Below are 6871 nucleotides of genomic sequence, written 5' to 3'. Positions count from 1 at the left end.
AGCTCGACGCCATCTTCTTTGCCGACGGCCAGTCGATGGACAACATCGGCGACGGCCCGCGCTGGTATCTCGAACCCCTCACCACGATGGCGGCGATCGCCCGCGCCACCACGCACATCGGCCTGATCAGCACGGTGTCCAGCACGTTTTTCACGCCCTTTCATGCGGCGCGCATGGTGGCCTCGCTGGATCACATTTCCGGTGGGCGCATGGGCTGGAACGTGGTGACCTCGATGTTCGACGCCGAAGCGCGCAACCATGGCTACGAAGCCATGCCGGGCCACGACTGGCGCTACGCGCGCGCCGAGGAATTCGTCGACGTCGCGCTGCGGCTGTTCGACTCGTGGGACGACGACGCGCTGGTCATCGACCGCAATGGCCATTTCGGCGTGCCGGACCGCCTGCACAAGATCAATCACCACGGCGAGCACTTTCTGGTGGACGGCCCGCTCACGGTGCCGCGCCCGCCGCAAGGGCATCCGGTGCTGTTTCAGGCGGGCGCCTCGGACCAGGGCCGCGATCTGGCGGCGCGCCGCGCGGAAGCCATCTATGCCGTGGCCTACGACCTGCCGGCCGCGCAATCTTATTACCGCGACATCAAGCAGCGCGTGCGGGCAGCGGGCCGCGACGCGTTCGTGCCGATCATGCCGGGCCTCGTGACCTACGTCGGCTCGACCGAAGCCGAAGCGCGCGCCAAGCAACGCGAACTGGACGAGCTGCTGCCGGCGGACGCCTCGTTGCGCCAGCTGGGCACGTTCGTCCTGCAGGATTGCTCGGGCTGGGAACTGGACGCGCCCGTGCCGCCCCTGCCCCCGCTGTCCGAGTTCACCGGCCCCAAGGGCCGTTACGGGACCATCCTGCGCATCATCGAAACCGAACAGCCGACCGTGCGCCAGTTGCTCGGCCGGCTGGCCGCGGGCGGCGGACACTGCACGATGGTGGGCACGCCGGAGCAGATCGCCGACCGCATGGAACACTGGTTCAGGAACGAAGGCGCCGACGGCTTCAACCTGATGCCCCCGTCACTGCCGGGCGGCATCGACGACTTCGTGGAGCAGGTGGTGCCGGTGCTGCAACAGCGCGGGCTGTTCCGCAAGGATTACGAACACGCCACACTGCGCGGGCATCTAGGCCTGGAAAGACCGGGGCGCTGAGAGGACTGGCGCCGCAACGAAGGATGCGGCGCGGCTCAGCCCGTCTGGGTCGACGGTTCGCGCTTGGTCTCGGAAATTCGTGGCCGGACGGCCGGTTGCTGCCGGCGCGCGCGGGCGGCGATCCAGTCGTAAAGGCGGACGCCAGGCTCGCGCATCAAGGCGGTGACGACACCGCTGACCACCAGTCCCACCACGATCAAGGGTAGCCAGGCCATCATGACGCACGCTTGCAGATTGCGACGGCCGCGCCGCCGGTGCTTGATCGGCACTTGCGCGCACCAACCGCGATGGAAACGCGGACTGCCGCGCACTGCCAAACCTTGTCGTCAATCATGATGTAGCACATACAAAAAACGTCGCCGCGGACGTGCATGGCTGCGCCGCGGCAAATTTAAAAAAATGTAATGTAGCGCAGATTATGTTTCAGCAAGCCGCATGAAACGGGGTGAAATCAAAAATCATAAAGACTCGACGGCCGGCTCGCCCCCGCCGCTGGCGTGCATGAACGCCCGGCATCGTCGCGGTATTGGGGCTACACATATTGCGGCTACAAGTTGGGATACTTGCCCACGATCTCCAACACGCCGTTGATGACGAACTGCACGCCCATGCAGACCAGCAGAAAGCCCATGACGCGCGAGATGGCCTCGACGCCGCTCTTGCCGATCACGGCGACGATGCGGCCCGCAAAATGCAGGCAGATCCAGAACAGCAGCCCCAGCAACGAAAACACGATGACCGGGGCCACGGCCACCACCCATCGAACGTAGTCCGGCGCAATGGCCGTATCGACCGACGACGCGCCGCTGATGATCATCGCGATCGTGCCGGGTCCCGCCGTGCCCGGCAATGCCAGCGGCACGAAGGCGATGTTGGGGCTTTGACGCTCGAGCGCGTCGGCCGTGGCCTCGGCCTCCAGCGCGCGCGGCTGGTCCGACGGAAACAGCATGCTGAAGCCGATACTGACCACGATAAGCCCGCCCGCAATGCGCAGCCCGGGGATGGAAATGCCGAAGGTGTGCATCAGCAGCGCGCCGGCGTAGTACGTCACCAGCATGATCCCGACGACATAGAACGCCGCCTGGGTCACCTGCTTCTGCCGCTCCTTGAACGGAATCTGCTGGCCGAGCGACAGCAGCAGCGTCATGGATGTCAGCGGATTGGCCAGCGGCAGCATCAGCGCCAGACCCAGGCTGACGAGCTTGCCCAGTTGAATCAGTTCATCGATCATGACCGCTCGCTAGAGTGTGCGCGCCGTCTACTCTACCTCACGCGGTCTTGCGGCTCAGCTTACGGGCCGCGGATGACCCGCCCGATCCGGAACGCCGCCCCCTTCGACCACCCCGCGGCCAATCCATTCAGCATCGGCCCAGCTAATCATCAGCATCCATTAAACTGATGCAATTCTCGCGGCGGGCGGTGCTGCCTAGCATACAAGCGCCCGCTGCTCGCGGCCTTGCCGCGGCGCATTGCCATAGCCACCCGGAGTTTTCTCTTGAGCGACACCTATCAATTCAGCCGCGGCACCGCCCCGCTGCTGATCTCCATTCCCCACCTTGGCAGCCTGATTCCCGACGCGCAGCGTCCGCACATGACGGACGTTGCCCTGCAGTCCGGCGATACCGACTGGCATCTGGACACCCTGTATCAATTCGCGCAGGCGCTGGGTGCGTCCGTGCTGGGCGCGCGCTATTCGCGCTACGTGGTCGACCTGAACCGCCCGCCCAACGACGAAAGCCTGTATCCCGGGCAGACCAAGACCGGCCTGTGCCCCACTCAGGCATTTCGCGGCGATGCGCTGTACCAGAACGACGCCGTGCTGACCGATGCGGAACGCGCCCAGCGCCTGGACGCCTACTGGAAGCCGTATCACGCCAAGCTGCGCGACGAAATCGACCGCATCAAGGCCGAGCACGGCGCGGTGCTGTTGTGGGAAGCGCACTCGATCGCCAGCGTGCTCCCGCGCCTCTTCGAGGGCAAGCTGCCTGACCTGAACATCGGCACGTCCGACGGCGCCTCCTGCGCGCCCGACATCCTGGCCGCCGTGCATGAGCAATTGAACGGCCGCAAGGACTACACCTGGGCCGTCAACGGCCGTTTCAAGGGCGGCTACATCACGCGCCACTACGGTTCGCCGGCCGACAACGTCCACGCCATCCAGCTCGAGATGTGCCAGTCGACCTACATGGACGAGACGTACCCGTACGGCTATCGCCCCGACCTGGCCGGAAAAGTCATTCCGGTGGTCGAAGGCATGGTCACCGCCGCGCTGCGCCAGACCACCGCGCGCCAGCGCTAAGCCCTGTCAACACGCCGCCGGACGCCCACGCCATGAATCGCTTTTCGTTCAGCAGCACGGAAAACTACCCGGAATGGAGCCTGCTATTGACGTGGGTGGCGGTGGTGGAAGCGGCGTCGGTCTCGGGCGCGGCACGGCTGCTGGGGTTCTCGCAGGCGGCGGTCTCGCAGCGGATCAAGCAGCTTGAAGCCGCCATGTCGACCGAACTGCTGGACCGCAGCACCCGCCCCGCCCGGCCCACGCCGGCGGGCGAGCTGCTGTTCGAACACGCTGCGCGCCTGCTGGCGCAGGCCGGCGACATGACCGAAAGCGTGCGCAACCTCAGCCGGGCCAAGCGCAACATCGTGCGCTTCGGCTGCGTGGACTCGTTTGCGGGCACGTTGGGGCCGACGCTGATCCACGGCCTGTCCGGCGCGTCGCGCCAGATCCGGCTGTGGTCGGGCATCACGCCCGTGCTGGACAAGCAGCTTGAAGACCGGCAGCTCGACCTCGTCGTCACCACCAGCGCGTCCGCGGGCAAGCCCACCATCCGCAAATACAGCCTGTTCAGCGAGCCCTACGTGCTGATCGTGCCGCGCTCGATGAGCATGGACCGGATCGACACGCTCAAGGAACTGGGCCAGCGCGCCCAGTTCATCCGCTACAGTGCGCGCTCTTTCATCGGCGCCGAGATCGACCGGCTGGTCGAGTCGCATGGCGTGATGATCGAGCGCACCTATGAATTCGACAATACCGATCCGCTGCTCAGCCTGGTCACGGCGGGGCTGGGCTTCGGCATCAGCACGCCGCTGTGCATCTGGCAGTCGCGCCATTTCCTGGACCAGTTGCGCGTGTTGCCGCTGGCGCCCTTTCTGGGCGCGGCGCGGGCCGACGATCCGGCTCTGTCCCGGACGCTGTATCTGGCCGCGCGCCAGCAGGAGGTGGGCAAGCTGCCCGCCGAGGCGCGCGACGTGATCCTGATGGCGATGGAACGCCTGATCCAGAAGGAACTGGCCCCGGCGCTGGGACTGCCGCCGGCCACGCTGTGGCGCAGCCTGCGGCGTTGACGTAAAGCCCGCGGCGCCAGGAACGCGGGCTTCGGCAGCGAAGAGCTGCCTGCGGCGTCAGCGCGTTCTGCGGCGCCAACGCCGCATCGTCACGGCAACGACGACGTCAGCGCCGGCACGGCTTCGAACAGGTCGCCCACCAGCCCGTAATCCGCCACGCCGAAGATCGGCGCATCGCCGTCCTTGTTGATGGCGACGATGACCTTGGAATCCTTCATGCCCGCCAGATGCTGGATCGCGCCCGAGATCCCGACCGCCACGTACAGTTCCGGCGCGACGATCTTGCCGGTCTGGCCGACCTGCCAGTCGTTCGGCGCGTAGCCCGCATCCACGGCCGCGCGCGAAGCGCCCAGCGCCGCGCCCAGCTTTTCCGCCAGCGGGTCCAGCAGCTTGAAGTTTTCGGCGCTGCCCAGCCCGCGACCGCCCGACACCACGGCGCGCGCGCCACCCAAATCGGGGCGTTCGGACACCGCGATCTCGCGGCTGACAAAGCGCGACAGACCGGCGCCGGGCACGGCTTCGACGGTCTCCACCGCGGCGCTGCCGCCTTCGGCAGACACCGCGTCAAAGGCCGTGGGACGGATCGTGGCCACGACCACCGGATAACCGCTCTTGACCGTCGCGATCGCGTTGCCGGCATAGATCGGACGCTTGTACGTATCCGGCGCCAGCACGTCGATGACGTCCGAAATCTGCGCCACATCGAGCAAGGCGGCGATGCGCGGCGCCACGCCCTTGCCTTGCGCCGTCGCGGCCAGGAACACATGGGAATAGCCGGCGGCGACCGCGACGGCCTGCGCAGCCACGGCTTCCGGCAGGCCATCAGCAAGCTGCGGCGCCTGCGCCAGCAGCACCTTTTCCACCCCGGCGACGCGTGCGGCCGCCTCGGCCACGGACTGCGCGTCCCCGCCTGCAACCAGCACGTGGACCGGCATATCCAGCTTGCCCGCTGCGGCAATGGCGTTGAGCGTGGCGCCGTTGAGCGCCCGATTATCGTGTTCGGCAATAACGAGGACAGTCATCAGATCACCTTGGCTTCATTCTTCAGTTTGTCGACCAGCGCGGCCACGTCGGCGACCTTGATGCCGGGCGCGCGGGCCGCGGGTTCCTCGACGCGCAGCGTCTCCAGGCGGGACACGGGATCCACGCCCAGCGCCTCGGGCGTTTCGACGTCCAGCGGCTTCTTCTTGGCCTTCATGATGTTGGGCAACGTGACGTAGCGCGGTTCGTTCAGGCGCAGGTCCGCCGTGACGATGGCGGGCAGCGTCAGTTCCACGACTTCCAGGCCGCCGTCCACCTCGCGCGTGACGCGCGCCGTGCCCTCGCCGATGGCGATGGCGCTGGCGTTGGTGGCCTGCGGCCAGCCCAGCAGCGCCGCCAGCATCTGGCCGGTCTGGCACGCGTCGTCGTCGATGGCCTGCTTGCCCAGGATCACCAGCGCGGGCGCTTCCTTGACCACGATGGCGCGCAGCAGCTTGGCGACTTCCAGCGGCTGCAAGGCGGCATCCGTGTGCACCAGCACGCCACGGTCGGCGCCGATGGCCAGCGCGGTGCGCAACGTCTCCTGCGACTGCGCCGTGCCGCAAGACACGGCCACGACGTCGGTGGCCACGCCCTGCTCTTTCAGGCGCACGGCCGCCTCGACGGCGATTTCATCGAACGGGTTCATCGACATCTTCACGTTGCCGATGTCCACGCCGCTCTGGTCGGCCTTGACGCGCACGTTGACGTTGTAGTCAACCACGCGCTTGACCGCGGCAAGTACCTTCATGGAAACACTCCTGAGTGAAAGGAATCAACGGCCGTTCCCGCGTCGTGGCGGGGACGGTTGCAGTTTGTTCAATTCGGGACGCTTTTCTGGACGGTGATGTCCAGGATCACGGCGAAGTCGCTTTTCGTGGCCACCGAGCAGAGATTGGCGACGCCCCGCATTTCCACGCCGCGCGACATCCGATATTCCTCCGCCGTCACCACGAGCCGCGTGACCTCGCGCCCGTCCACGCCGGCCGGCAGCGAGCCAACCTCGCAGTTACCGGACGGCGCGCCCGAACAGGTCACCGACGCCACCGCCCCGCCGCGCAAGACAAAGAGATTCAGCACCTGCACCGGTCCGCCGACCAACGTGGACTGCCACAACGCATCGCCGCCAAACACCGCCGGTTCATGCAGCCGCAACGGCACGGTGCAGCCCTCGCCTTGCAACATCACGCCCTCACCCGCCAGCACGACCGACACGCGGTCAAAGCCCGGAAAGCGCGAATACGGGCCGTCGCGTTCGATATCGGCGATGCTGACGCGCCAGCGTCCGGCGGGGTCGGCCGCCAGCGTGCGCGTGACGCCCCCGCCGTTCTTCCACGGCTCGGGCGGCAGCG

Annotated in this window: 8 protein-coding genes; 3 read left to right on the top strand and 5 right to left on the bottom strand. The window is 66.9% G+C overall.

Features of this window, described 5'->3' with window-relative positions:
• The coding region (locus RT697_RS26415; RefSeq protein ID WP_313702594.1) for an LLM class flavin-dependent oxidoreductase at nucleotides 1-1154 on the top strand (1154 nt) is incomplete at its 5' end.
• Between the two features lie 35 nt (nucleotides 1155-1189).
• On the opposite strand, the gene RT697_RS26410 is transcribed toward RT697_RS26415, so the two are convergent.
• Nucleotides 1190-1372 (bottom strand): hypothetical protein, encoded by a 183-nt coding sequence (locus RT697_RS26410; RefSeq protein ID WP_313702593.1) that lies wholly within the window; start codon nucleotides 1370-1372, stop codon nucleotides 1190-1192.
• 329 nt (nucleotides 1373-1701) lie between these two features.
• Nucleotides 1702-2385 (bottom strand): MarC family NAAT transporter, encoded by a 684-nt coding sequence (locus tag RT697_RS26405; protein WP_313702592.1) that lies wholly within the window; start codon nucleotides 2383-2385, stop codon nucleotides 1702-1704.
• A 264-nt stretch (nucleotides 2386-2649) separates the two neighbouring features.
• Between RT697_RS26405 and hutG the strand changes: the two genes are divergently transcribed.
• Nucleotides 2650-3453 carry an N-formylglutamate deformylase gene (gene hutG / locus RT697_RS26400; protein WP_313702591.1) on the top strand — a complete coding sequence of 268 codons (804 nt, stop codon included), beginning with the start codon at nucleotides 2650-2652 and terminating at the stop codon, nucleotides 3451-3453.
• 32 nt (nucleotides 3454-3485) lie between these two features.
• The gene (locus RT697_RS26395) at nucleotides 3486-4499 is read left to right on the top strand and encodes a LysR family transcriptional regulator (protein ID WP_312434612.1); all 1014 of its coding nucleotides are present in this window, start codon (nucleotides 3486-3488) and stop codon (nucleotides 4497-4499) included.
• A gap of 89 nt (nucleotides 4500-4588) precedes the next feature.
• Here RT697_RS26395 and RT697_RS26390 read toward each other — a convergent pair whose 3' ends face one another.
• The 3 genes from RT697_RS26390 to RT697_RS26380 form a co-directional block, all read right to left on the bottom strand.
• The gene (locus tag RT697_RS26390) at nucleotides 4589-5521 is read right to left on the bottom strand and encodes an FAD-binding protein (protein WP_313702590.1); all 933 of its coding nucleotides are present in this window, start codon (nucleotides 5519-5521) and stop codon (nucleotides 4589-4591) included.
• Nucleotides 5521-6270, bottom strand: coding sequence for an electron transfer flavoprotein subunit beta/FixA family protein (locus RT697_RS26385; RefSeq protein ID WP_313702589.1), 750 nt, complete (start codon nucleotides 6268-6270; stop codon nucleotides 5521-5523). Before RT697_RS26385 ends, RT697_RS26390 begins: the two co-directional genes overlap by 1 nt.
• Nucleotides 6271-6338: 68 nt before the next feature.
• Nucleotides 6339-6871, bottom strand: a 533-nt coding sequence (locus RT697_RS26380) for a HutD family protein (RefSeq protein ID WP_409517495.1), incomplete at its 5' end; no start/stop codon positions are given.

The organism is Achromobacter sp., from assembly GCF_032113835.1.
Taxonomy (GTDB): Bacteria; Pseudomonadota; Gammaproteobacteria; order Burkholderiales; family Burkholderiaceae_B; genus Achromobacter.
Note: the sequence above shows the minus strand (reverse complement) of the source record. Positions and strands in the feature narration are given on the sequence as shown.

Bases quoted from the DNA above. Each gene is read 5' to 3' on its own strand.
- RT697_RS26410 (WP_313702593.1), bottom strand. From the start codon at position 1,372: ATGATGGCCTGGCTACCCTTGATCGTGGTGGGACTGGTGGTCAGCGGT.
- RT697_RS26405 (WP_313702592.1), bottom strand. From the start codon at position 2,385: ATGATCGATGAACTGATTCAACTGGGCAAGCTCGTCAGCCTGGGTCTG.
- RT697_RS26395 (WP_312434612.1), top strand. From the start codon at position 3,486: ATGAATCGCTTTTCGTTCAGCAGCACGGAAAACTACCCGGAATGGAGC.
- RT697_RS26390 (WP_313702590.1), bottom strand. From the start codon at position 5,521: ATGACTGTCCTCGTTATTGCCGAACACGATAATCGGGCGCTCAACGGC.
- RT697_RS26385 (WP_313702589.1), bottom strand. From the start codon at position 6,270: ATGAAGGTACTTGCCGCGGTCAAGCGCGTGGTTGACTACAACGTCAAC.